Source organism: Pengzhenrongella phosphoraccumulans (genome assembly GCF_045689905.1).
GTDB lineage: Bacteria > Actinomycetota > Actinomycetes > Actinomycetales > Cellulomonadaceae > Pengzhenrongella > Pengzhenrongella phosphoraccumulans.
This window is the reverse complement of sequence record NZ_CP144210.1, coordinates 117,630-142,600: the sequence shown is the minus strand read 5'-3', so window position 1 is coordinate 142,600 and position 24,971 is coordinate 117,630. Positions and strand designations below refer to the sequence as shown.

Below are 24,971 nucleotides of genomic sequence, written 5' to 3'. Positions count from 1 at the left end.
GCGTAAGCCAGCAATGCCCCCCACCGTGAGCGGGCCTGGTCGGCGCCGCCCTGGTCACCAGCCGCGGGCGCGCCACTGCGGGAGCTGAGGCCGCTCGACAGCGAGCGTGGTGTCGGCCCCGTGGCCGGGATACACCCAGGTCGTGTCGTCGAACCGGTCGAACACGCGCGTCGTCAGATCGCCCAGGAGGCGGTCGAACTCGGGCGGGCCGGCGGTCTTGCCGGGGCCTCCGGGGAACAGGGAGTCCCCGGTGAACAGGTGGACGCGACCGGGCGCGGCCTCGCCGGGCCCGGCGGCGGACCCGGGTTCCCGGGCGGGCTCGCGGTAGGCGAGCGCGATCGACCCCGGGGTGTGCCCGCGCAGCGCGACGACCTCGAGCGTGAGGTTCCCGAGCGCGAGCACGTCGCCGTCCCGCAGGGTGCGGACGGTCGGGACCGCGATCCCGGCGGCGTCCTCGGCGCCCGCGGCGGTCGTCGCACCGGTGGCGGCGACGACGGGGGCGAGCCCCTGCTGGTGGTCCGCGTGCCGGTGCGTGGTCACGACGAGGTCCAGCCGCGACCAGGCCGAGCCCTCCCGCACGAGCGCGAGCAGGCGGTCGGGCTCGTCGGCGGCGTCGATCAACGCCTGCGCGCCGGTCGCGCGGCAGGTCAGCAGGTAGGCGTTGTTGCTCATCGGCCCGACGGTGGCCTTGCGCACGGTGAGCTCGTCGAGCTCGCGGACGTCGGTCGGTCCGCCGGGGACGACCTCACCGGTGTAGGGCACGGGTGGCCTCCTGGGTCTCGGGCGAGCGGTCCGAACCCCCGGTGCGGGCGGCGCGGCGCACGGCGCAGTCGTGGCTGTAGACCGCGCGCACGAGCGCGAGGTGCGACAGGGCCTGCGGGAAGTTCCCGACCAGCCGGCCACCGGCGGCGTCGTACTCCTCGGAGAGTAGCCCGACGTCGTTGGCCAACGCGGTCAGGCGGTCCAGCAGCCGGCCCGCCTCGGCCTGGTCGCCGGTGCGGGCGACGGCGTCGGCCAGCCAGAAGCTGCATGCGAGGAACGGGTGCTCGCCGCCGGGCAGCCCGTCGTCGGTCAGGTCCGTCCGGTAGCGCCGCACCAGGCCGACGTCGGTCTCCAGCTCGGCCCGGATCGCGGCCAGCGTGCCGAGGAATCGAGGGTCGTCGGCGGGCAGGAAGCCCACCTGGACCATCTGGAGCAGCGCGGCGTCCGTGTGGGTGGCGCCGTAGTACTGGACGAACGTGCCCCGCACGGCGTCGTACCCGTGCGCGAGCACGTCGGCGTGGATCTCGGCCCGGACCGCGCGCCAGCGCTCGACCGGCCCGGTCAGCCCGTGCTCCTCGACCGCGTGCACCGCGCGGTCCAGCGCCGCCCACGCCATCACCTTCGAGTGGGTGAAGTGGCGGCGTGCCCCGCGGACCTCCCAGATGCCGTGGTCCGGCTCGCGCCACCGGGTCTCGAGGTGCTCGACGAGGCGGCGCTGCAGCGCCCAGGTGTCCCGGGTGTCGAGCAGCCCGGCGTGCCGGGCCAGGTGCAGCGCGCACATGACCTCGCCGAGCACGTCGTTCTGGAGCTGGCTGACCGCGCCGTTCCCGATCCGCACCGGGCGCGAGCCGGCGTACCCCGGCAGGTGCCCGAGCTCGCGCTCGGGCAGGTCCCGCCGGCCGTCCGCGCCGTACATGATCTGCAGGTCCTGGGGGCGGCCGGCGACCGCGCGCAGCAGCCAGGCCCGCCAGTCGGCGGCCGCGTCGTTGTAGCCGTACTCGAGCAGCGCCTCCAGGGTGAGGGCGGCGTCGCGCAGCCAGCAGTAGCGGTAGTCCCAGTTGCGCTCGCCGCCGAGGTCCTCGGGCAGCGAGGTCGTGGCCGCCGCGACGATCCCGCCGGTGTCGGCGTCGGTGAGCAGCCGCAGGACCAGCAGCGACCGGAGGACCGACTCCCGGTACGAGCCGTGATAGCGGCAGCTGCGCGCCCACTCGCCCCACCGGGCTCGGGTCGCCTCCAGGCGGTCGGGGATCGAGAGCTGTACCGGTACGGGCGCCCACGACGGTGTCCAGGTCGTGGCGAACTCCACGGACTGGCCCGCCGTGAGGTCGAACACGTCCCGATGACGGTGGCCGGACGCCTTCGGCAGCCGGTCACCGCGCAGCACGAGCGAGTCCGGGCCCGCGATCGCCCGGATCGCGACGTGACCGTCCGGGTCGGTGACGCGTCGCACCCAGGGCTGGATCGCGCCGTAGCCGAACCGCACGATCCACTCGTGCTCGACCGTGACCGTGCCGGTGAGCACCTCGAGGCGTCGCACGAGGTCGGCGCGGCCGTCCCCCAGCGGCATCGCCTCGCGCACCACGGCCGTGCCCGACGGCGAGACATAGGTCGTGAGCAGCACGAACGAGTCGCCGTCGTACCGGCGGGTGACCTGCGTCGCGTCGGGGACCGTGAGCAGCCAGCGCCCGTGCTCGGGCCCGCCGAGCAGGGCCGCGAAACACGCCGGGGAGTCGAACCGGGGCAGGCACAGCCAGTCGACCGAGCCGTGCAGGGAGACGAGGGCGGCGGTCTGCCCATCGCCGAGCGCGGCATAGTCCTCGATCGGGATCGGTGGCACGAACCGAGTAGTGGTCACCGGAGTCAGTCTGGCGTCGTTGGCGTGACGAGGCCCACCAAACGGGTGCCTTCGAACAGGTGTACGCACGGGATTTTTCGCCGTAGCATGGTCGACGTGAACGACCGACTCATAGTCCAGGGTGCTCGCGAGCACAACCTTCGCAACGTCGATCTCGATCTCCCTCGGGACAAGCTCATCGTGTTCACCGGCCTGTCCGGCTCCGGCAAGTCCTCGCTGGCGTTCGACACGATCTTCGCCGAGGGCCAGCGCCGCTACGTCGAGTCGCTGTCCGCGTACGCCCGCCAGTTTCTCGGGCAGATGGACAAGCCCGACGTCGACTTCATCGAGGGCCTGTCGCCCGCGGTGTCGATCGACCAGAAGTCGACCAACCGCAACCCGCGGTCGACCGTCGGCACGATCACCGAGGTCTACGACTACCTGCGCCTGCTGTTCGCGCGCGCCGGCACCCAGTTCTGCCCGGAGTGCGGCGAGCAGGTCAGCAAGCAGACCCCCCAGCAGATCGTGGACCGGCTGCTCGAGCTGCCCGAGGGCGTGCGCTACCAGGTGCTCGCCCCGGTCGTGCGCGGCCGCAAGGGGGAGTACGCCGAGCTGTTCAAGGAGCTGCAGGCCAAGGGCTTCGCCCGCGCCCGGGTCGACGGCGTCGTGATCCAGCTCTCCGAGCCGCCCACGCTGGAGAAGAAGCTCAAGCACGACATCGAGGTGGTCATCGACCGGCTCGTGTCCAAGGAGGGCGTGCGTCGCCGGCTGACGGACTCCGTCGAGACCGCGCTCGGCCTGGCCGGCGGCCTGCTCGTCGTCGACCTGGTCGACGCCGACGTGGACGACCCCACCCGCGAGCGCCGGTTCTCCGAGCACCGGGCCTGCCCGAACGACCACCAGCTGGCGCTCGAGGAGATCGAGCCGCGCACGTTCTCGTTTAACGCGCCGTACGGCGCCTGCCCCGAATGCACCGGGATCGGCAGCCGGCTCGAGGTCGACCCCGATCTCGTCATCCCGGACGAGGACCTCTCGTTGGCCGACGGCGCCGTCGCGCCATGGGCACAGATCTCGTCGGAGTACTTCGAGCGGGTGCTGTCCGCGCTCGCGAGCGATCTCGGCTTCTCGATGGACGCGCCCTGGCGCGCGCTGCCGCAGCGCGCGAAGGACGCGGTGATGTACGGCGAGAACCACGAGGTCAAGGTCAAGTACAAGAACCGCTGGGGTCGCGAGCGGCAGTACTCGACCGGGTTCGAGGGCGTCATCACGTTCCTGCAGCGCCGGCACGGCGAGACCGAGTCGGAGTGGAGCAAGGAGAAGTACGAGGCGTTCATGCGCGAGGTGCCGTGCCCCGTCTGCGAGGGCGCACGGCTCAAGCCCGAGGTGCTCGCCGTCAAGGTTGGCGGCTCGTCGATCGCCGAGGTCTGCGCGCTGCCGCTGCGGGAGGCGCGCGACTTCCTCGCCGCCCTCGAGCTCGGGGTGCGCGAGAAGGCCATCGCGGCGCAGGTGCTCAAGGAGATCCAGGCGCGCCTGGGCTTCCTGCTCGACGTCGGGCTGGACTACCTCTCGCTGGAGCGTCCCGCGGGGACGCTGTCCGGCGGAGAGGCGCAGCGGATCCGGCTCGCGACCCAGATCGGCTCCGGCCTCGTCGGGGTGCTCTACGTCCTGGACGAGCCGAGCATCGGTCTGCACCAGCGCGACAACCGGCGCCTGATCGAGACGCTCACTCGCCTGCGCGACCTCGGCAACACGTTGATCGTCGTCGAGCACGACGAGGACACCATCCGCTCGGCCGACTGGATCGTCGACATCGGTCCCGGCGCGGGCGAGCACGGTGGCCGCGTCGTGCACTCGGGGGACCTCGCGGGGCTGCTCGCCACCCAGGACTCGGTCACCGGGGCGTACCTGTCCGGGCGGCGGTCGATCCCGATGCCGACCGAGCGACGCCACATCGACCCCGACCGGATGCTGACGGTCGTCGGGGCGCGCGAGCACAACCTGCAGGGCATCGACGTGTCCTTCCCGCTGGGCACCCTGGTCGCGATCACGGGCGTCTCAGGGTCGGGCAAGTCGACGCTGGTCAACACGATCTTGTACACGGTGCTCGCCAACGAGCTGAACGGCGCGCGGCAGGTCGCGGGTCGGCACAAGCGGGTCACGGGCCTCGAGCACCTGGACAAGGTCGTGCACGTCGACCAGGGTCCGATCGGCCGCACGCCGCGGTCCAACCCCGCGACGTACACCGGGGTGTGGGACCACGTCCGCCGGCTGTTCGCGGAGACGACCGAGGCCAAGGTGCGCGGCTACGCGCCCGGTCGGTTCTCGTTCAACGTCAAGGGCGGTCGCTGCGAGGCGTGCTCGGGCGACGGCACGCTGAAGATCGAGATGAACTTCCTGCCGGACGTCTACGTGCCGTGCGAGGTGTGCCACTCCGCGCGGTACAACCGCGAGACGCTCGAGGTGCACTTCAAGGGCAAGACGGTCGCCGACGTGCTGCACATGCCGATCGAGGAGGCCGCGGAGTTCTTCGCCGCGGTGCCGGCGATCGCGCGGCATCTGCGCACGCTGGTCGACGTCGGCCTCGGGTACGTCCGGCTCGGTCAGCCCGCCCCGACCCTCTCGGGTGGCGAGGCGCAGCGCGTCAAGCTGGCCGCGGAGCTGCAGAAGCGGTCCACCGGCCGGACGATCTACGTGCTCGACGAGCCCACGACCGGGCTGCACTTCGAGGACATCCGCAAGCTGCTCGGCGTGCTGCAGTCGCTCGTCGACAAGGGCAACAGCGTGCTGGTGATCGAGCACAACCTCGACGTGATCAAGAACGCCGACTGGGTCATCGACATGGGCCCCGAGGGCGGCAGCGGCGGCGGCATGGTCGTGGCCGAGGGCACCCCGGAGCACGTGGCGACGGTCGAGGCCAGCTACACGGGCCAGTTCCTCGCCGCCACGCTGAAGGCCGGTCCGGCTGTCGCCCCCGCGCGCAAGCCGGTGGCGGCGGCGTCGAACGGGACCTCGAAGGTCACCGCTGCGGCGAAGCGCAAGACCCCGGCGCGCAGCGCGAAGGCGCGTGCGGCGGCCAAGTCGAGCTAGGGGAACTTCACGCGCGCAGTCGTCGGCCCCGTTCGACCTAGGGGCCGACGACGATCCGGGTCGGCTCGATCAGGACGGGGAAGTTGACCGACCGCGACACGAAGCAGTGCTCGTGCGCGAGCTCGTGCACGGCGGCGAGCCGGGCGTCGGTGACCGGACTGGCATCGGGTGCAGCGATCCGGACCGTGACGTGCGGGCGTAGCACGACGTTCATGAACTGCCCGGCGCCGGCCGACTCGACCCGCATCGTGCCGACCGCCTCGTCCTGGTAGCCCGTGACGACCAGGCCGTCGCGCGCGGCCAGGTGCAGGAACCAGAGCATGTGGCACTGCGAGAGCGACGCGACGAAGAGCTGCTCGGGGCTGTACCGGGTCGGATCGCCGCGGAAGGCCGGATCCGCCGAGCCGAGCAGCACCGGCCGACCGGGGATCGCCACCTCGTGGTCGCGGCTGTACGCGGTGTAGCTGGTCGTGCCGGTGTGCCCGGCACCGGTCCAGGTGACATCGACGGTGTACGTGTGCGTGGCTGTCATCTCAGCACGCTATCGGTGTTGGAGCATCATGGTGCGGGTGTCCGCTGCCGTGAATCCCGTCGTCCTGCCCGGGTCGCTGCGGGCGACCGCGCAGCCCGACCTGGCCGTGTCCCGCCTGCTGCTGCGCCCCTGGCGACCGGACGACGACGGCGACGTCGCCGCGGTTCTCGCGGCGTTCGCGGACCCGGAGATCCAGCGCTGGGGGATGCGCGACGTGTCCAGCCCGGCGCAGGCCCGCGCCTGGATGCGCCGCTGGGCGACCGGGTGGTGGGACGAGACCGACGCGTGCTGGGCGGTGGTGACCGACGGCGTCGTCGTCGGCCGGGCGGCAATGCGCCGGCTGGACCTCGCGGGCGGGGTCGGCGAGCTCACCTACTGGGTCCTGCCCGACGCCCGGGGGCGCGGGATCGCGAGCGCCGCGGCCGGGGAGGTCGCGCGGTGGGCGCTCGAGCAGGTGGGGCTGCGCCGGGTCGAGCTGTGGCACTCGGTGCACAACGAGGCGTCCTGCGCGGTCGCGCGGCGGATCGGGTTCCCGCTGGAGAAGACCCTGCGCGACGGCGTCCTGCTCGTGGACGGCTGGCACGACGTGCACCGGCACGCGCGGTAGGTCCGATCCGGAGGGTGCGCCGACGGGGCGCGAGGTGCGCCGGCCGGGGTGTGGGAGCGACGAACTACGCTCACCGGTATGGCCGATCCCTCGACGTACCGCCCCGCGCCGGGGCAGGTGCCGGACTCGCCAGGGGTCTACCGGTTCCGCGACGAGCACGGCCGCGTGATCTACGTCGGCAAGGCGAACAGCCTGCGCTCGCGCCTGGCGAACTATTTCCAGGACCTGTCGGCGCTGCACCCACGCACCCAGTCGATGGTGACGACGGCGGCGTCGGTCGAGTGGACGGTCGTGAGCACCGAGGTCGAGGCGCTCTCGCTCGAGTACTCGTGGATCAAGGAGTTCGATCCGCGGTTCAACGTCAAGTACCGCGACGACAAGTCCTACCCGTACCTGGCGGTCACGCTCGCGGACAAGATCCCGCGCGTGCAGGTGATGCGCGGCGCGCGGCGCCCGGGCACCCGCTACTTCGGGCCGTTCGCGCACGCGTGGGCGATCCGCGAGACGGTCGACCTGCTGCTGCGGGTCTTCCCGGTGCGCACGTGCTCCGCCGGGGTGTTCAAGCGCGCGGCGCAGCAGGGCCGGCCGTGCCTGCTCGGGTACATCGACAAGTGCGCGGCGCCCTGCGTCGGCCGCATCAGCCCGGACGACCACCACGCGCTCGCGGAGGACTTCTGCGCGTTCATGGCCGGCGACACCGCGAAGTTCATCCGGCGCCTGAGTGAGCGCATGCGTGAGGCAGCCGAGATCCAGGACTACGAGCAGGCCGCCCGCCTCCGCGACGACATCGGCGCGCTCGAGCGCGCGACCGAGAAGAACGCCGTCGTGCTCTCCGACGGCACGGATGCCGACATCTTCGCGCTCGTGGGCGACGACCTCGAGGCCGCCGTGCAGGTGTTCCACGTGCGCGACGGCCGCATCCGGGGCCAGCGCGGCTGGATCGTCGAGAAGGTCGAGGACGTCACGGACGCCGAGCTCGTCGAGCACCTGCTCCAGCAGGTCTACGGCGCCGAGGAGCTCGCGTTCATCGGCTCGGGGTCACGGTCCCGTGGCGAGCCTGCGCCCGCGGTCCGCGCGGCGGCCGGGGCGGTGCCGCGCGAGGTGCTCGTGCCGGTGCTCCCGCCCGACCCCGCGCAGGTCTCCGCCTGGCTCGCCGGCCTGCGGGGCAGCCGGGTCGACGTCCGGGTCCCGCTGCGCGGCGACAAGCGCGAGCTCGCCGAGACGGTGCGCCGCAACGCCGAGTACGCGCTCGCGCTGCACCGCACCCGGCGCGCCGGCGACCTGACCACGCGCAGCCAAGCGCTCCAGGAGATCCAGGACGGGTTGGACCTGCAGGCCGCCCCGCTGCGGATCGAGTGCTACGACATCTCGCACACGCAAGGCACCTACCAGATGGCCTCGATGGTCGTGTTCGAGGACGGGCTGCCGCGCAAGAGCGAGTACCGCACGTTCGCGCTCCGGGGCCCCGACGGTGACGGTGCGCGCGACGACACCGCCGCGATGTACGAGGTCATCACGCGCCGCTTCCGGCGGTACCTGTCCGAGCGCGCCCGGTCGGGCGACGTCGAGCTCGAGCTCGGCACCGACGAGGACGACCAGGACGCAGGCGCCGGGCGGCCCGGCGTCAGCGGCGAGGTCGGGGCCGGGATCCCCGCGAAGAAGGCACGGTTCGCCTACCCGCCCAACCTCGTGGTGGTCGACGGCGGCCCACCGCAGGTCGCGGCGGCGGCGCGCGCGCTCGAGGAGCTCGGCATCGACGACGTCGCGCTGTGCGGGCTCGCCAAGCGGCTCGAGGAGGTCTGGGTGCCGGGGGAGGCCTACCCGGTCATCCTCGAGCGCAGCTCCGAGGGCCTGTACCTGCTCCAGCGCGTGCGCGACGAGGCCCACCGGTTCGCCATCACCGCGCACCGCAAGCGCCGTGGCAAGGGCATGACCGTCTCGGTGCTCGACGACGTGCCGGGGCTGGGGCCGGCCCGTTCGGGCGCGCTGCTCAAGCACTTCGGCTCCCTCAAGCGGCTGCGGGCCGCCTCCGTCGAGGAGATCGCCTCGGTGCAGGGGATGGGGGACCGGACGGCGGCCGCCGTCGTGGAGGCGCTGGCTGCCGCGGCTCGTGCCGTGCTGCCGTCCCTCGACGAAACCGCTCCGGTCACCGCCGACCCGGCCGACCCGTCGGCCTCGATCGATCTGCCTGGCATGCTGGACTCATGACCGGCGAAGGCGAACCAGACCCCACGACCGTTCCGTTCGGCATTCCCGCTCTGGACGCGGCGGCGACCGCACCGCGGCTCAACGCTGCCCAGGTGCTCATCATCACGGGCATGTCCGGCGCCGGGCGCACGAAGGCCGCGACCGTGCTCGAGGACCTCGACTGGTACGTCGTGGACAACCTGCCGGCCCAGATGCTCGCGCCGCTCGTCGGGATGATGAACCGCGGCGCGCCCGGGGTGGGCGTGCAGCGGCTCGCGGCCGTGGTCGACGCGCGGGGCGGCGAGTTCTTCACGGACCTCGCGGCGGTCCTGGAGACGCTGCGCGAGACCGGCATCGAGTACCGCATCCTGTTCCTCGACGCGTCCGACGCCGTGCTCGTGCGCCGCTACGAGGCGGTGCGACGTCCGCACCCGCTGCAGGGGACGGGCGGGGTCCTCAACGGCATCGAGGCTGAGCGAAGGCTCCTGTCCGACCTGCGCGAGCAGGCCGACGTCATCATCGACACCTCCGGCCTGAACGTGCACGACCTGGCCCGCGAGGTGCGTAGCGCCGTGGCCGGCACGTCCGACGAGACCCTGCGCATCACGATCATGTCGTTCGGGTTCAAGTACGGGATCCCGCTCGACGCCGACCACGTCGTCGACGTCCGGTTCCTCGCCAACCCGTACTGGGTGACCGAGCTGCGGCACCTGACCGGGCAGGACGCCCCGGTGCGCGACTACGTGCTCGGCCTGCCCGGGGCGCGGGTGTTCGTCGAGAGGTACGTCGCCGCGCTGGAGCCGGTGCTCGCGGGGTACCTCAAGGAAGAGAAGCGGTACGTCACGATCGCGGTCGGCTGCACCGGCGGCAAGCACCGCTCGGTCGCGATCAGCAACGCGATCGCCGGGGAGCTGCGCGCGCTCGGCCAGCAGGTGACGGTCGCCGCCCGCGACCTCGGCAAGGAGTAGCCGGATGTGCGCAGCCCGGGTCGCCGGGCCCGTCGTCGTCGCGCTCGGCGGTGGTCACGGACTGGCCGCGACCCTTTCGGCGCTGCGCCTGATGTCCGACCACCTCACGGCGGTGGTCACCGTGGCCGACGACGGCGGCTCGTCCGGTCGGCTGCGCGACGAGCTCGGCGTCCTGCCCCCGGGCGACCTGCGGATGGCGCTGAGCGCGCTCTGCGACGACTCGGAGTGGGGCCGCACCTGGAGCAACCTGCTGCAGCACCGGTTCAAGTCCGCGGGCGGCCTCGACCAGCACGCCGTGGGCAACCTGCTGATCGTCGCGCTGTGGGAACAGCTCGGGGACACCGTCGCGGGGCTCGACTGGGTGGGCCGGCTGCTCGGCGCGCAGGGCCGCGTGCTGCCGATGGCCGCCGTCCCGCTCGCCATCGAGGCCGATGTGGCGACCACGACCGTCGGGCCCGACGGCGACGTGGTGACCCGCCGGGTGGTGCGGGGGCAGAGCGCGGTCGCCGTCGCGCCCGGCTGCATCGAGCAGATCCGGATCGTGCCCGCCGACCCGCCCGCGTGCCCCGAGGCGGTGGCCGCCGTCGACGAGGCCGACTGGGTGGTGCTCGGTCCGGGCTCCTGGTACACCTCGGTGCTGCCGCACCTGCTCGTGCCCGAGCTCGCCGCCGCGCTGCACCGCACCCCGGCCCGGCGCTGCGTCACCTTGAACCTCTCCCCGGAGAAGGACCGCGAGACGGACGGCATGTCCGCGACCGCGCACCTGCGCGTGCTGCACCAGCACGCGCCCGATCTGCGGATCGACGCGGTCATCGCCGACCCACGGGCGGTCGAAGAGGTCGAGCCGCTCGAGGACACCGCTGCCGAGATGGGCGCGCGACTGCTGTTGCGGCAGGTCGGGACGGGTGACGGCACGGCACGGCACGACCCGCTCCGGCTCGCGGCGGCATATCGGGACGTATTCGATGACTTCCTCGGAGACGTGGGAACCGCGTCGCGGTAGATGGCAGGATGACGCCATGGCGCTGACGGCACAGGTGAAAGATGAGCTCGCTCGGCTCCACATCGACAAGACCTCCTGCCGCAAGGCCGAGGTGTCGGCGACCCTGAGGTTCGCCGGCGGCCTGCACATCATCTCGGGGCGGATCGTCATCGAGGCGGAGCTCGACACCGGGATCGCGGCGCGTCGGCTGCGCCAGTCGATCGCCGAGGTCTACGGGCACACGAGCGACGTCATCGTCGTGTCGGCCGGCGGGATCCGCCGCGGCAGCCGGTATGTCGTGCGCGTGGTCAAGGACGGCGAATCCCTCGCGCGTCAGACCGGGCTGCTCGACAACCGGGGTCGGCCGGTCCGGGGCCTGCCCCCGCAGGTCGTCTCGGGTGGCATCGGCGAGGCCGAGGCCGCATGGCGCGGGGCGTTCCTGGCGCACGGTTCGCTGACCGAACCGGGCCGGTCCGCGGCGCTCGAGATCACGTGCCCCGGTCCCGAGGCGGCGCTGGCGCTCGTGGGTGCTGCCCGGCGGCTGGGGATCGCGGCCAAGGCCCGCGAGGTCCGCGGCGTCGACCGGGTCGTCATCCGCGACGGCGACGCGATCAGCGCGATGCTCGTCCGCCTCGGCGCGCACGACGCGATGATGGTCTGGGAAGAGCGCCGGATGCGGCGCGAGGTGCGGGGCACGGCGAATCGTCTGGCGAACTTCGACGACGCGAACCTGCGCCGCTCGGCCCGCGCGGCGGTGGCCGCCGGAGCGCGCGTCGAGCGCGCGTTCGAGATCCTGGGCGCGGAGCTGCCCGACCACCTGCGCGAGGCCGGCGAGCTGCGGCTCGCGCACAAGCACGCGTCCCTGGAGGAGCTCGGCAAGCTTGCCGAGCCCGCACTCACCAAGGACGCCGTGGCGGGCCGGATCCGCCGGCTGCTGGCCACGGCGGACAAGCGCGCGGCCGACCTGGGGATCCCCGATACCGAGTCCGGACTGAGCCCTGACCTGCTCGATCTCTGACGGCGTCTCACGAGTGACGTAGGTCCCTGACCCGGGTAACGCGGCGGTATAGGCTCGTTTCATCCGGTGGCCCGCAGCGGGTCAGCAGGCGAAATCTCGCGTGGGTACCGGAAACGCTCTCCAGTGTGTGTGTATTCATTTGTCATGGCAATCGTGTGCGCCGGCGATGGCCGGCGCTGAGGAGGCAACGTGACCATTCACGTCGGAATCAATGGCTTTGGCCGTATCGGCCGCAACTTCTTCCGGGCCATTCTGGCTTCCGGGGCAGACATCGAGATCGTGGGTGTCAACGACCTCACGGACGTCAAGACGCTCGCGATGCTCCTCAAGTACGACTCGATCCTCGGCAAGCTCCCCGCCGAGATCACGTTCGACGACAGCTCGATCACCGTCGACGGCAAGTCGTTCAAGGTCCTCGCCGAGCGCGACCCGGCGAACCTCCCCTGGGGTGCCCTGGGCGCCGACATCGTGATCGAGTCGACCGGGTTCTTCACGGACGCGACCAAGGCGAAGGCGCACATCACCGCCGGCGCCAAGAAGGTCATCATCTCGGCCCCGGCCAAGAACGAGGACGGCACGTTCGTCGTCGGTGTCAACCACACCGACTACGACGCGGCCACGCAGCACATCATCTCCAACGCGTCCTGCACGACCAACTGCCTTGCGCCGATGGCCATGGTCCTGGACAACGCGGTCGGCATCGTGAGTGGTCTCATGACCACGATCCACGCCTACACCGGTGACCAGAACCTGCAGGACGGTCCCCACAAGGACCTGCGCCGCGCCCGCGCCGCCGCGATCAACATCGTGCCGACGTCGACCGGTGCCGCCAAGGCGGTCGCGCTCGTTCTCCCGCAGCTCAAGGGCAAGCTCGACGGCTTCGCGCTGCGCGTGCCGGTCCCGACCGGCTCCGCCACGGACCTCACGTTCACGGCCTCTCGCGAGACCACCGTCGAGGAGATCAACGCGGCCATCAAGGCGGCCGCCGAGACCACCGGGCTCAAGGGCATCCTTGAGTACACCGAAGACCCGATCGTCTCCACGGACATCGTGACGAACCCGGCCTCGTCGATCTTCGACGCCGGCCTGACCAAGGTCAGCGGCACGCTGGTCAAGGTCGTCTCCTGGTACGACAACGAGTGGGGCTACTCCAACTCGCTCGTCAAGCTGACCACGTACGTCGGCGAGCGGCTCTGACGCTCCCTGATCTGAGCAGCTGACATGCGTCCGCGTGCGCCGCGCGACCCTCGGGTCGGCGGAGCACGCGGACGCTGCTGCGTCACGACCCCCAGAACCTGCGACCTTCGGAGTGCCCCATGAAGACCATTGACGACCTCGGCGACCTGCGCGGAAAGCGCGTGCTCGTGCGCTGCGACCTCAACGTCCCGCTCGACGGGACCACGATCACCGACGACGGCCGCGTGCGCGCAGCCGTCCCGACGCTCAAGAAGCTGATCGACGCCGGCGCGAAGGTCGTCGTGGCGGCACACCTCGGTCGCCCGAAGGGCGCCCCCGAGGCCAAGTACTCGCTCGCCCCGGTCGCCGTGCGCCTCGGCGAACTGCTCGGCGCGCCCGTGCACCTCGCGACCGACACGATCGGCGAATCGGCCACGGCCACCGTCGCCGCGCTGAGCGACGGCGAGGTCGCCATGCTCGAGAACATCCGGTTCGACCCGCGCGAGACGTCCAAGGACGACGCCGTGCGCGGCACGCTCGCGGACGACCTCGCCAAGCTCGCGGACTTCTACGTGTCCGACGGCTTCGGCGTCGTGCACCGCAAGCAGGCGTCGGTGTACGACATCGCGCTGAAGCTCCCGTCCGCCGTCGGCGGCCTGGTGCTCAAGGAGGTTTCGGCGCTGCGCAAGGCGACCGAGAACACCGAGCGCCCGTACGTCGTCGTGCTCGGCGGGTCGAAGGTCTCCGACAAGCTCGGGGTCATCGCGAACCTGCTCGGCAAGGCGGACCGGCTGCTCATCGGCGGCGGGATGGCGTACACGTTCCTCGCCGCGCAGGGCTACACCGTGGGCAAGTCGCTGCTCGAGCAGGACCAGGTCGAGACCGTCAAGGGCTACCTCGCTACCGCCAAGGAGCGCGGCGTCGAGATCGTCCTGCCGACCGACACGGTCGTCGCGGACGGCTTCGCGCCCGACTCGCCGCACGACGTCGTGCTCTCCACGCAGATCCCGGACGAGCGCATGGGCCTGGACATCGGCCCGAAGTCGATCGCACTGTTCCGCAGCAAGCTCCTCGACGCCAAGACGATCGTCTGGAACGGGCCCATGGGCGTGTTCGAGTTCGAGGCGTTCTCCGCCGGGACCCGCGGGCTCGCGCAGGCCATGGTCGACGCCGGCGAGCTCGGCGCGTTCTCGATCGTCGGCGGTGGCGACTCCGCCGCGGCCGTGCGCCTGCTCGGCTTCGACGAGAGCAAGTTCGGCCATATCTCCACCGGTGGCGGCGCGAGCCTCGAGTTCCTCGAGGGCAAGACCCTGCCGGGGATCGCCGTCCTCGACGCCTGAACCACTGTCACTGAAACTCATCGAACCACCGAACTGAAGGAGCCCCTCGTGGCCACCGCACGTACCCCGCTGATGGCGGGAAACTGGAAGATGAACCTCGATCACCACGCAGCCACGCACTTCGTGCAGAAGCTCGCCTGGACCCTCAAGGACGCCAAGCACGACTTCTCGACCGTCGAGGTCGCCGTCCTGCCGCCGTTCACCGACCTGCGCAGCGTCCAGACCCTCGTCGACGCCGACAAGCTCGAGATCGTCTACGGCGCGCAGGATGTCTCGGCGCAGCTGTCCGGCGCCTACACCGGCGAGATCTCGCCGGTGTTCCTCGCGAAGCTCGGCGCCACGTACGTCGCCGTCGGCCACTCCGAGCGTCGCCAGTACCACCACGAGGACGACGCGACCGTCGCGGCCAAGGCGAAGTCGGCCTTCAGCCAGGGCGTCGTGCCGATCGTCTGCGTCGGCGAGGGCCTCGACATCCGCAAGGCCGGCAACCAGGTCGAGTACACGCTGACTCAGCTCCGGGGCTCGATCGCGGGCCTGACCGAGGAAGAGGCAGCGCAGGTCGTCATCGCCTATGAGCCCGTCTGGGCCATCGGCACCGGCGAGGTCGCCACCCCGGAGGACGCGCAGGAGGTCTGCGGCGCGATCCGTGCGGAGCTGGCCAAGCTGTACACCGACGCCGTCGCGGCCGCCGTGCGCGTGCTCTACGGCGGTTCGGTCAAGTCCGGCAACGTCGCGTCGATCATGGCGAAGCCCGACGTCGACGGTGCCCTCATCGGTGGCGCGAGCCTGGACGCCGAGGAGTTCGCCAAGATCATCCGGTACCAGTCGCACGCCGTCGGTCTGTGATCCGGATCGACCTCTGAGCTTCAACCGGCGACGTCCCGCCCGCGCGGGACGTCGCCGGATCAGGCGCTCGTCGCCTACCCTTGACCCGGCGCCCGAATCCGGTGCCGACCGAACCTTCAGGAAGCGACTCGCCACGTGGATGCCCTGCGTATCTCTCTCCAGGTCCTGCTGGTGATCACCAGCGGGCTCCTCATCCCGCTCGTGCTCCTGCACAAGGGCAAGGGCGGTGGCCTGTCCGACATGTTCGGCGGTGGAGTCTCGAGCAGCATCGGCAGCTCGGGCGTCGCCGAGAAGAACCTCAACCGCCTCACGATCATGATCGCCGTAGTGTGGGCTGTGTTGATCGTGCTGCTGGGACTCATTCAGCGCGTCACCAACTGACTGCGTCACCCAAACGACATCGGAGGTCGATCGTGGCGAGTGGTAGTGCGATCCGAGGTTCTCGCGTAGGCGCGGGACCGATGGGGGAGGCCGAGCGGGGCGACAGCGCGCCGCGGGTCTGGATCTCTTACTGGTGCTCGAACGGCCACGAGACCCGACCCAGCTTCGCCGAAGAGGCGGGCCTCGCGGCCCCCGTGACCTGGGACTGCCCGCGCTGCGGGTACCCGGCCGGCCAAGACCAGGAGAACCCTCCTGCGCCCGTCAAGAACGAGCCGTACAAGACCCACCTCGCGTACGTGAAGGAACGCCGCACGGACGAGGACGGCGAGGCGATCCTCGACGAGGCGCTGACCGCCCTGCGGCTGCGTCGCGGCGGCGCCTGACACCAGACAGATCGATCGAGCCCGTCCCGGGCGGCAGTGCCGCCGCCGGGGGCGGGCTCGAGCTGTCTGTGTCGACATCCGTGCCGGTCCCTGCGGGGCCGGGGCGTTGGTCGGGTTCAGTCGGGCGGGGTGGCGTCCGCGTCGAGCAGCCACAGGGTGCGTTCCTGCCCGACGGCGCCTACGACCGGCAGCGCAGCGGCCGGCTCGCCCCCGAGCGCAGCGGTGATCGCCGCCCGTTTGGACGCGCCGGCGGCCACGACCCAGACCTCGCGCGCAGCCCGGATCGCCTCGAAGGTGAGCGAGACGCGCTCCGGCGGCGGCTTCGGCGAGCCGTGCACCCCGACCACGGCGGTGCCCACCGCGTCGAGCGCCGGGTTCCCCGGGAACAGCGAGGCGACGTGCCCGTCGGGGCCCATCCCGAACATCAGGACGTCGAACGCCAACAGGCCGAGGTCGCTGGCGCCGTCGGCGAACCCGGCCAGCTCGCTGGCGTAGGCGGCGGCGGCGTCCTCGGGCGAGCCGATCCCGGGCGCGCCCGCGGCCGGCATCGGGTGCACGTTCTCGGCGGGCAGGGCGTCGGCGAGCGGGTCCAGCAGCGCCCGGCGGGCTTGTGTCTCGTTGCGTTCGGGGTCACCCACAGGTAGGAACCGCTCGTCGCCCCACCACACGTGCACGCCGGACCAGTCGACGGCGTCGCGCAGCGGACTCGCGGCCACCGCCGCGAGGATCTCGATCCCGATGGTGCCGCCGGTGACGCCGAGGTGCGCGGGGCGGCGTACGGACTGCACGTCCAGCAGCCGGGTCAGCAGGCGGGCCGCGACGGCCTGGGCCAGCACGGCGGCGTCCGGGTGGACGACGACCTCGCGGGGCTTCATCCGAGCCTCGCCAGGCCCTTCGTCAGCGTCTCGGCGTAGACCTCGTCGGCATCGAGGCGGCGGAGCTCCTCGGCCAGGCATTCCGACAGCTGGCGGATCGGCAGCGCGATGCGGTGCTCGGGCTGGTCGGGCTGACGCAGCGCCGCCGTCTTGCCGTCCGGGCGGTCGAGGACGATCGCGCCCGACTTGCGCTCCAGGCGGACCAGCGTGATCGCCGGGGCGTCCACCTGCCGTTCGATGTCCACGGGGCAGCGCAGCTCCTGGGCGAGCCAGGCGGCGATCAGGTCGACGCTCGGGTGCGTGCTGTTGCCCGCGACGACGGCGTGGATCACCGACTCGTACGGCGGCTGGTCCAGCGCGGCGGCGAGGAGCCCGCGCCACAGCGTGATCCGGGTCCAGGCCAGGTCGGTGTCGCCGGGGGCGTAGACGGTGCTCAACCGGTGCAGCGTCTTGAGCGACTCGCTGCACTTGGTCGAGTCGGTGATGCGGCGCTGGGCCATCCGGCCGATCGGGTCGGCGGCGGGGTTGGCCGGCGGCTCGAACGGCCACCACGCCACGATGGGCGCGTCCGGCAGCAGCAGCGGGATCACCAGCGTGTCGCCGTGCGCGCGCAGCTCGCCCGACGGGTGCAGCACGATCACCTCGCTCGCGCCGGCGTCGCCGCCGATGCGGATCTGGGCATCGAGCTCGTTGGTCTCGCGCTCGAGGTTCGGCGCGATGACGATCACGCGGCAGGGGTGCTCGCGGCTGGCGAAGTTCGCGGCCGCGATCGCCTCCTCGACGCCGTGCAGGCCGACGTCGATCACGAGCGTGAGCACGCGACCGAGCGCGACCGCGCCGCCCTCGTCGCGGAGCTTGACGAGCCGCTTGTTGACGTCGTTCGTCGTGGTGCTGGGCATCTCGATGATCACAGGGAGGGCCTCCTCGTCCAGACGGTGGTGCTGCTGCTGGTGCGGCCGCGGTGGGTGCGGCTGCTGGTGGTGCGCGCGCGGGTCACGGTGCGCGCCAGGTCCGGCCGTCGCGGGCCATCATGGCCTCCGCCGACGCCGGCCCCCACGTGCCGGAGCGGTACGGCTCGGGCTTGCCCTTGGCGGCCCAGCTCTGCGTGATCGGGTCGAGGATCTTCCAGGACAGCTCGACCTCTTCATGCCGCGGGAACAGCGGCGGGTCGCCGAGCAGCACGTCGAGGATGAGCCGCTCGTACGCCTCGGGGGAGGACTCGGTGAAGGCGTGCCCGTACCCGAAGTCCATCGTCACGTCGCGGACCTCCATCGCGGTGCCGGGCACCTTGGCGCCGAACCGCATGGTGACGCCCTCGTCCGGCTGCACGCGGATGACCAGGGCGTTGTTACCGAGCTCCTGAGTCGCGGTCGACTCGAACGGCAGGTGCGGCGCGCGCTTGAACACGACGGCGATCTCGGTGACCCGGTGCCCGAGCCGTTTGCCCGTGCGCAGGTAGAACGGCACGCCGGCCCAGCGGCGGGTGTCGATGTCGACCCGGATCGCGGCGAACGTCTCGGTGCCCGACGACGCGGGGATGCCGTCCTCCTCGAGGTAGCCCTTCACCTCCTCACCGCCCTGCCAGCCGGCCGAGTACTGGCCGCGGGCGGTGTGCTTGGCCAGGTCGCGCGGCAGCCGGACCGCGGAGAGGACCTTGATCTTCTCGGCGCGCAGGTCCTCGGCGGAGAACGAGACGGGCTCCTCCATCGCGGTGAGGGCGAGGAGCTGGATGAGGTGGTTCTGGATGACGTCGCGCGCCGCGCCGATGCCGTCGTAGTACCCGGCGCGACCGCCGATGCCGATGTCCTCGGCCATGGTGATCTGCACGTGGTCGACGTAGTGCGCGTTCCAGATCGGCTCGAACATCTGGTTCGCGAACCGCAGCACCAGGAGGTTCTGCACCGTCTCCTTGCCGAGGTAGTGGTCGATGCGGAAGACGTCGTCGGGCGCGAAGACCTCCGAGACGACGTCGTTCAGGGACCGGGCGCTGGCGAGGTCGTGCCCGAACGGCTTCTCGATGACGACCCGCCGCCAGGAGCCCTCGCGCGACTTCGACAGCCCGGACTTGGCGAGCTGGCGGCACACGAGCGGGAACGCGCTGGGCGGCACCGACAGGTAGAACGCGTGGTTGCCCCCTGTGCCGCGCTCGACGTCGAGGTCGTGCACGGTGGTGGCCAACCGCTCGAAGGCCTCGTCGTCGTCGAACTCGCCCTGGACGAACCGGATGCCCTCGGCGAGCTGACGCCAGGTCGCTTCCCGGAACGGCGTCCGGGCGTACTTCTTGACGGAGTCGTGCACGATCTGGGCGAAGTCCTGCGTCTCCCAGTCGCGCCGCGCGAACCCGGTCAGCCCGAAGCCGGGCGGGAGCAGCCCGCGGTTGGTGAGGTCGTACACCGCGGGCAGCAGCTTCTTGCGCGCGAGGTCGCCCGTGACCCCGAAGATGACCAGCCCGGAGGGGCCGGCGATCCGGGGCAGGCGGCGGTCGCGAGGATCGCGCAGGGGGTTGTCGTCGGCGGTGACCTTGTGCGGGCTCATGCAGGGACTCTTCTCGAACGGAGGAGGTGGGTCACGTGCGCGAGCGCGGCCGGGGAGGTGAGATGCAGGCGCAGGATCGGGCGGCCGAGCGCGGCCAGGGCGGCGGCGTCGTCGGCCGCCTGGGCCGAGATGAGCTGCCCGAAGGTGAAGGGCCGGCCGGGGACGGGGAAGTCGACGAGCGGGGTCGCGGTGAGCTGCAGGAAGACCCCGACCGGGGGACCGCCCTTGTGCAGCTGGCCGGTGGAGTGCAGGAAGCGGGGCCCCCAGCCGAACGTGACCGGGCGCCCGGTGCGGATGGCCAGCGCGTCGCGGACCGTGGCGAGCTCGACGTGCTCGGCGCGGTCCAGGAAGGCCATGACGGCGAGGTAGCCGTCGTCGGGGACGCTCGTGAGCAGCGCGTCGAGCACGCCGGCGACGGTCTCGATCCGGACGCCGACGGCGTCGGCCAGGAGGTCGGCGGTGGCCCGCACCTCGACGCCACGCTCGACGAAGTCCGCGGGCTCGGGCTCCGGGGTCGCCGCGAGCAGAGCGCGCGCGGCGGCCTTGGCCGCCTCGATCTCCGGCTGGTCGAACGGGTTGATCCCGAGCAGGTGGCCCGCGACGACGGTCGCGTACTCCCAGAGCAGGAACTGCGCGCCGAGCGACCCGGCGACGGTGACCTCGTCGCCCGGGAGAGCGATCTCCCCGGACAGGTCGTCCACGGCGTCGACGAGCGGCACGAACCGCACCGCGAGCACGTCGCGCGCCGGGTGGTCGAGCTCGGGCGGCTCACCGGCGGGGCTGTTCGTCACGACGGGGAGCAGGCCGCGGCCGGCCTTCCCGGTGGACTCCGAGACGAGCTGTTCGGCCCACTCGGCGAGCCCGATCAGGCCGGAACCCTCGTCGACGAACACGAGCTTGTCCCGCAGCGGCGTCGTCCCGGCGATCGACGCCGCGAGCACGATGGCGGGGTTGGAGTCCTCGTCCTGGGTGAGGATGTCGGCGACCTCGGCGGCGTCGTCGAGCAGGCGCGCGACGTCCACCCCGGCGAGCCCGGCCGGCACGACGCCGAACGCGGACAGCGCGGAGAAGCGCCCGCCGACGTTCGGCTCGGCGAGGAAGATCGCGCGGTAGCCGGCCTGCTGGGCGAGGTGCTCCAGCGGCGAGCCGGGGTCGGTGACCGCGACCAGGTGCCGCGCGGCGTCGAGCCCCGCGACGGTGAAGGCCGCCTCGAAGACGCGACGCTGCGAGTCGGTCTCGACGGTGTCGCCGGACTTGCTCGACACCACGAGCACCGTGCGCGCGAGGTCGCCCGCCAGCGCGGTCCGGACCTGCTCGGGGTCGGTCGAGTCGAGCACGACCAGCGGCACCCCGGCGGTCTGCGTGATGACCTCGGCCGCCAGCGACGCACCACCCATCCCGGCCAGCACGATCCGGTCGATCCCGTCGGCGGCGAGCTCGGCCCGCAGCCGGTCGAGCGCGGGCAGGATCGCCCGGGTCGTGGCGTGCAGGGCCGTCCACCCCAGGCGCCGGGCGGAGTCCGCCTCCGCCGCGGGGCCCCACAAGCCGGCGTCGTTGGCCGCGATGCGCGACGCGACGCGCGCGTCGGCGAGCCGCGCCGCGTGCCGCCCGACGGCGGTCGCGGCGGCGCCCCCGGCGGTGACCTCGAGGAGCGCCTCCTCGCCGTCGCCGGCCCAGGACATCACCCAGCCGCCGTCGCCGCTGGTGTCGACGCCGGTGGCGTCACTCATGTCGTCGGCTTTGGGCACACCCGCGGGCCGCCCCTCGTCCGTGCTCACCGGTGGGGGTCTCCCTCAGGTGTCGTGGCGGCCGACCGGGCGAGCCCGGCGCTCACCGTGGCCAGGAGGTCCTGCCAGCTCTTGATGAACTTGGCCACGCCCTCACTCTCCAGCGCGGTGGTGACGGCATCGATCGAGATGCCCAGGCCGGCGAGGCCGTCGAGCACGCGACGCGAGTCGTCGTACGTGCCGGTGATGGTGTCCCCCCGGATGTCGCCGTGGTCGGCGACGGCGTTGAGCGTGGCCTCGGGCATCGTGTTGACGACGCCGTCCGCGACAAGCTCGTCGACGTACCGGGTGTCGGCGTAGGTCTTGTCCTTGACCCCGGTCGACGCCCACAGCGGGCGCTGCGGCTGGGCACCGGCGGCGGCGAGCCGCTGCCAGCGCTCGCCGGCGATGATCCGCTGGTACAGCTCGAAGGCCAGCCGCGCGTTGGCGATCGCAGCCTTGCCGCGCAGCTCGGCCGCGGCCGGCGTGCCGATCGCGTCCAGCAGGGGGTCAACGGCGGTGTCGACCCGGGAGACGAAGAAGGACGCGACCGACCCGATCGGGGCGAGGTCGAGGCCGGCGGCGCGCGCGCCCTCGAGACCGGACAGGAACGCGTCGAGCACCTGGCGGTAGCGCTCGAGGGAGAAGATCAGGGTGACGTTGACGCTGATCCCGGCGGAGAGCGCAGCGGTGATGGCGGGCAGGCCCTGCGTGGTCGCAGGAATCTTGATGAACACGTTCGGCCGGTCCACCCGCGCCCACAGCTCCTGGGCCTGGGCGATCGTGGCGGCGGTGTCCAGTGCCAGGCGCGGGTCCACCTCGATGGACACGCGTCCGTCGACGCCGCGGGTGGCCACGTGCAGCGCGGTGAACACGTCGGCCGCGGAGCGCACGTCGTCGGTCGTGATGGCCCAGACGGCGTCGGCCGCGGGGATGCCGGCGGCGGCGAGCTCGCCGAGCTGGGTGTCGTAGGCGGAACCGCTGGCCAGCGCGCCGGCGAAGATCGACGGGTTGGTGGTCACGCCCACGACCCGGTGGGTGCGGGTCAGGGCGGCGAGGCTCCCGGAGCGCAGGCGCTCGCGGGACAGGTCATCGAGCCAGATGGCGACCCCCGCCCGGGCCAGAGTGTCGAGCGGCGTCGGCATGGATGGGTTCTCGGTCATGACCGTCCTCCTGGTTGGTGCCGTCCGGGCCCGACGCCCCCGCGCGTACTGGCGGAGGCGTCGGGCGTCGGTGCTGCGAGGTGGCCGCAGGTCAGAGCTGGTCTCCCGCTCTGGACTGCGTCGGTGCGCTCGGGGTGCTCGACGGCGTCGCACCGGCGGCGGCGGCTGCGAGGGACTCCCGCGCTGCGGCCACGACGGCGGCCGTGGTGATGCCGAACTCCTCGAAGAGGATCTCGGCGGCGGCCGACGCGCCGTAGTGCTCGAGCGACACGGAGCGGCCGGCGTCGCCGACGAGCTTGTGCCACGAGAGCGCGATCCCGGCCTCGACGGACACCCGGGCCTTGACCGCGGCCGGCAGGACCTGCTCGCGGTAGGCGTCGGACTGCTCGGCGAACCACTCCTGGCTCGGCATGGACACCACGCGGGTGGCGATGCCCTCGGCCTCGAGGATCGTGCGCGCCTCGACGGCGAGCTGCACCTCGGAGCCGGTGCCGATGAGGATGACCGCGGGGATGCCGCCGGTTGCCTCGAGGAGCACGTACGCGCCCTTGTCGAGGCCCGCGGCGGGCGCGAAGCCCTCGGTGCCGCGGGGGAAGGTCGGCACGTTCTGGCGGGTCAGGATCAGGCCGACCGGGCCGGAGTTGCGCTCGAGGAGCGACTTCCAGGCCTGGGCGGTCTCGTTGGCGTCCGCCGGCCGCACGATCGACAGGCCGGGGATGGCGCGCAGCGCCGCGAGGTGCTCGACCGGCTGGTGGGTCGGGCCGTCCTCGCCGAGGCCGATCGAGTCGTGCGTCCACACGTACGTGACCGGGATGCCCATCAGGGACGCCAGGCGCACGGCGCCGCGCATGTAGTCGCTGAACGTGAAGAACGTGCCGCCGTAGGGCCGGGTCAGGCCGTGCAGCGAGATGCCCGTCAGGATGGCGCCCATCGCGTGCTCGCGGATGCCGAAGTGCAGCGTGCGGCCGTACTCGGTGCCGGCGAACTCGGTGGTGGAGTGGCGGGCCGGGATGAACGACGGCTCGCCCTTCATCGTGGTGTTGTTGCTGCCGGCGAGGTCGGCCGAGCCGCCCCACAGCTCGGGGAGCACGGCGGCGATCGACGACAGGACCTCGCCCGAGGCGGCGCGGGTGGCGACGGCCTTGCCGGGGGCGAACACCGGCAGGGACTCCGCCCAGCCCTCGGGCAGCTGGCCGGCCTGCAGCCGGTCGAGCAGGGCAGCGCGGTCCGGGTTGGCCAGGCGCCACGCGTCGTAGCCGGTCTGCCAGGCGGCGCGGTCTGCCGCACCGCGTTCGCCCACGGCGCGGGTGTGCGCCAGGACGGCCGGGTCGACGTCGAACGCCTTGTCGGGGTCGAAGCCCATGACCTCCTTCAGGCCGCGCACCTCCGCGGTGCCGAGCTTGGAGCCGTGCGAGCCGTGCGTGTTCTGCTTGGTCGGCGACGGCCACGCGATGATCGTGCGCAGCCCGACGATCGAGGGCCGCGGGTCGGTCTTGGCGGCGTCGAGGGCCGCGTTGAGCGCGTCGATGTCCTCGACGTACTCGGTGCCGCCGGAGGTCCAGTCGACGAGCTGGGTGTGCCAGCCGTACGCGGCGTACCGCGCCAGGACGTCCTCGGTGAACGCGATGTCGGTGTCGCCCTCGATCGAGATGTGGTTGTCGTCCCAGATCACGGTGAGGTTGCCCAGCTCCTGGGTGCCGGCGATCGAGGACGCCTCCGCGGAGACGCCCTCCTGCAGGTCGCCGTCGGACGCGATGACGTAGATCGAGTGGTCGAACGGGCTCGTGCCCGGCGCGGCGTCGGGGTCCAGCAGCCCGCGCTCGCGGCGCGAGGCCATCGCCATGCCGACGGCGGACGCGATGCCCTGGCCGAGCGGACCGGTCGTGATCTCCACGCCCGCGGTGTGACGGAACTCGGGGTGACCCGGCGTCTTCGAGCCCCAGGTCCGCAGCGCTTCCAGGTCCTCGAGCTCGAGGCCGTACCCGGCCATGAACAGCTGGATGTACTGCGTCAGGGACGAGTGCCCGCACGAGAGGACGAACCGGTCGCGGCCCAGCCAGGTCGGGTCGGAGGGGTTCAGCCGCATCCGGTTCTGATACAGCAGGTAGGCGACCGGCGCCAGGCTGATCGCGGTGCCCGGGTGGCCGTTGCCGACCTTCTCCACGGCGTCCGCTGCGAGGGCGCGGACGGTGTCCACGGCCTTTCGATCGAGATCTGACCACTTGACCTGGTTGGCCGGGGCGAACACGTTCACCGAACCTCTTCCCTGCCCGGATCTGCTCGACCCAGGACGTCGCGACAACCCTCGAACCGCTGGCCTGCCCCATGACCGGGGTGGCCCGAACTGAGCCTACCGACCCTGGCGCGTGCGGTACCGCTGGGCCGCACCGTGGACGACGACGGGCGCCCGGGACCAAAGTCACACGATCGGGCGCCGTAGAGGGGTTCGCGTGCGCGTGTTCGGCCGTAACATGGCCTCCGATCTCCTGATGTCCTGGCCCGCCTCGTCGATGACCCGGCGATGTCCCG

Annotated in this window: 20 protein-coding genes; 11 read left to right on the top strand and 9 right to left on the bottom strand. The window is 72.1% G+C overall.

Going from position 1 to position 24,971, the window contains the following annotated elements; genetic code table 11:
* Nucleotides 1–54: 54 nt before the first annotated feature.
* Nucleotides 55–762, bottom strand: a complete 708-nt coding sequence (locus VTA80_RS00705) for an MBL fold metallo-hydrolase (RefSeq protein ID WP_407343513.1) — start codon at nt 760–762, stop codon at nt 55–57.
* A complete protein-coding gene (locus tag VTA80_RS00700) occupies nt 746–2,617 on the bottom strand; it encodes a glycoside hydrolase family 15 protein (RefSeq protein ID WP_407343512.1) in 1,872 nt (623 codons plus the stop codon). The genes VTA80_RS00705 and VTA80_RS00700 overlap by 17 nt, the downstream gene beginning before the upstream one ends.
* 87 nt (nt 2,618–2,704) lie before the next feature.
* On the opposite strand from VTA80_RS00700, the gene uvrA reads away from it, so the two are divergent.
* Nucleotides 2,705–5,683: an excinuclease ABC subunit UvrA gene (gene uvrA / locus VTA80_RS00695; protein WP_407343511.1), complete on the top strand. Its 2,979-nt coding sequence runs from the start codon at nt 2,705–2,707 to the stop codon at nt 5,681–5,683.
* Between the two features lie 37 nt (nt 5,684–5,720).
* On the opposite strand, the gene VTA80_RS00690 is transcribed toward uvrA, so the two are convergent.
* Nucleotides 5,721–6,215 carry an OsmC family protein gene (locus VTA80_RS00690; RefSeq protein WP_407343510.1) on the bottom strand — a complete coding sequence of 165 codons (495 nt, stop codon included), beginning with the start codon at nt 6,213–6,215 and terminating at the stop codon, nt 5,721–5,723.
* Nucleotides 6,216–6,252: 37 nt separating this feature from the next.
* On the opposite strand from VTA80_RS00690, the gene VTA80_RS00685 reads away from it, so the two are divergent.
* From VTA80_RS00685 to VTA80_RS00640, 10 genes are all read left to right on the top strand, one after another.
* Nucleotides 6,253–6,822: a GNAT family N-acetyltransferase gene (locus VTA80_RS00685; protein ID WP_407343509.1), complete on the top strand. Its 570-nt coding sequence runs from the start codon at nt 6,253–6,255 to the stop codon at nt 6,820–6,822.
* Between the two features lie 78 nt (nt 6,823–6,900).
* Entirely contained in the window at nt 6,901–9,030 is a 2,130-nt protein-coding gene (uvrC, locus tag VTA80_RS00680) for an excinuclease ABC subunit UvrC (RefSeq protein WP_407343508.1), read from the top strand.
* Complete coding sequence (gene rapZ, locus VTA80_RS00675) at nt 9,027–9,977, top strand: RNase adapter RapZ (protein ID WP_407343507.1); 951 nt, start codon at nt 9,027–9,029, stop codon at nt 9,975–9,977. The genes uvrC and rapZ overlap by 4 nt, the downstream gene beginning before the upstream one ends.
* A 4-nt stretch (nt 9,978–9,981) precedes the next feature.
* Nucleotides 9,982–10,980, top strand: a complete 999-nt coding sequence (gene yvcK, locus VTA80_RS00670; RefSeq protein ID WP_407343506.1) for a uridine diphosphate-N-acetylglucosamine-binding protein YvcK — start codon at nt 9,982–9,984, stop codon at nt 10,978–10,980.
* A gap of 16 nt (nt 10,981–10,996) precedes the next feature.
* Nucleotides 10,997–11,977 carry a DNA-binding protein WhiA gene (whiA, locus tag VTA80_RS00665; protein WP_407343505.1) on the top strand — a complete coding sequence of 327 codons (981 nt, stop codon included), beginning with the start codon at nt 10,997–10,999 and terminating at the stop codon, nt 11,975–11,977.
* A gap of 189 nt (nt 11,978–12,166) precedes the next feature.
* Nucleotides 12,167–13,174, top strand: coding sequence for a type I glyceraldehyde-3-phosphate dehydrogenase (gene gap / locus VTA80_RS00660; protein ID WP_407343504.1), 1,008 nt, complete (start codon nt 12,167–12,169; stop codon nt 13,172–13,174).
* 119 nt (nt 13,175–13,293) lie between these two features.
* Nucleotides 13,294–14,493: a phosphoglycerate kinase gene (locus VTA80_RS00655; protein WP_407343503.1), complete on the top strand. Its 1,200-nt coding sequence runs from the start codon at nt 13,294–13,296 to the stop codon at nt 14,491–14,493.
* A gap of 48 nt (nt 14,494–14,541) precedes the next feature.
* The gene (gene tpiA, locus VTA80_RS00650; RefSeq protein WP_407343502.1) at nt 14,542–15,339 is read left to right on the top strand and encodes a triose-phosphate isomerase; all 798 of its coding nucleotides are present in this window, start codon (nt 14,542–14,544) and stop codon (nt 15,337–15,339) included.
* A gap of 135 nt (nt 15,340–15,474) precedes the next feature.
* Nucleotides 15,475–15,720 (top strand): preprotein translocase subunit SecG, encoded by a 246-nt coding sequence (gene secG, locus VTA80_RS00645; RefSeq protein WP_407343501.1) that lies wholly within the window; start codon nt 15,475–15,477, stop codon nt 15,718–15,720.
* A gap of 32 nt (nt 15,721–15,752) precedes the next feature.
* Nucleotides 15,753–16,103, top strand: a complete 351-nt coding sequence (locus tag VTA80_RS00640; protein WP_407343500.1) for an RNA polymerase-binding protein RbpA — start codon at nt 15,753–15,755, stop codon at nt 16,101–16,103.
* A gap of 116 nt (nt 16,104–16,219) precedes the next feature.
* Here VTA80_RS00640 and pgl read toward each other — a convergent pair whose 3' ends face one another.
* The 6 genes from pgl to tkt form a co-directional block, all read right to left on the bottom strand.
* Nucleotides 16,220–16,978 carry a 6-phosphogluconolactonase gene (gene pgl / locus VTA80_RS00635; protein WP_407343499.1) on the bottom strand — a complete coding sequence of 253 codons (759 nt, stop codon included), beginning with the start codon at nt 16,976–16,978 and terminating at the stop codon, nt 16,220–16,222.
* Complete coding sequence (gene opcA, locus VTA80_RS00630; protein ID WP_407343498.1) at nt 16,975–17,889, bottom strand: glucose-6-phosphate dehydrogenase assembly protein OpcA; 915 nt, start codon at nt 17,887–17,889, stop codon at nt 16,975–16,977. The genes pgl and opcA overlap by 4 nt, the downstream gene beginning before the upstream one ends.
* Nucleotides 17,890–17,971: 82 nt before the next feature.
* Nucleotides 17,972–19,513, bottom strand: coding sequence for a glucose-6-phosphate dehydrogenase (gene zwf, locus VTA80_RS00625; RefSeq protein WP_407343497.1), 1,542 nt, complete (start codon nt 19,511–19,513; stop codon nt 17,972–17,974).
* On the bottom strand, nt 19,510–21,291 hold the full coding sequence (locus tag VTA80_RS00620; RefSeq protein ID WP_407343496.1) for a glucose-6-phosphate isomerase: 1,782 nt from the start codon (nt 21,289–21,291) through the stop codon (nt 19,510–19,512). Before VTA80_RS00620 ends, zwf begins: the two co-directional genes overlap by 4 nt.
* Nucleotides 21,288–22,442, bottom strand: a complete 1,155-nt coding sequence (gene tal / locus VTA80_RS00615; protein ID WP_407343495.1) for a transaldolase — start codon at nt 22,440–22,442, stop codon at nt 21,288–21,290. The genes VTA80_RS00620 and tal overlap by 4 nt, the downstream gene beginning before the upstream one ends.
* Nucleotides 22,443–22,533: 91 nt before the next feature.
* Nucleotides 22,534–24,696 (bottom strand): transketolase, encoded by a 2,163-nt coding sequence (gene tkt / locus VTA80_RS00610; protein WP_407343494.1) that lies wholly within the window; start codon nt 24,694–24,696, stop codon nt 22,534–22,536.
* Nucleotides 24,697–24,971 lie beyond the last annotated feature (275 nt).